Source organism: Schleiferilactobacillus shenzhenensis LY-73 (genome assembly GCF_000469325.1).
Classification (GTDB): Bacteria; Bacillota; Bacilli; order Lactobacillales; family Lactobacillaceae; genus Schleiferilactobacillus; species Schleiferilactobacillus shenzhenensis.
On record NZ_KI271614.1, the window covers coordinates 22,881 to 23,212 of the forward strand.

At 54.8% G+C, this 332-nt stretch carries 1 pseudogene; it reads right to left on the reverse strand.

Annotated elements, in window-relative coordinates:
- Window positions 1-332: pseudogene (locus L248_RS16160) on the reverse strand (RNA-guided endonuclease InsQ/TnpB family protein); the annotation flags it as partial.

Consider the following 332-nt stretch of genomic DNA (forward strand, 5'->3'; position numbering starts at 1 on the left):
TGACTTGCTTCATGAGCAAACTTGTCGATTTTGCGGTCCCGCTTGTATTCCACATTGTCCAGCCGCCGGCTGGTGTAATTCTGACCGCTCAGTTTATGGACAGAGACCAGCCGGCTCCGAGTCTTGTTATAGAGCTGGTTCACTGCCTTCAAGGGTTTCCCATTGATCAGCCACGGCGTCAGACCCGGGACATTCGTTGCCATGGCAAAGGCATTATCCACGCCCGGGTCAATCGTCAGGTAGCGGCCATTGTCCGGCTGATAAACGATTTCTTGGATGCCGGAAGGATAGACGACCTCCACCAGGAACCGGCCGTGCTGGGGAATAATGCG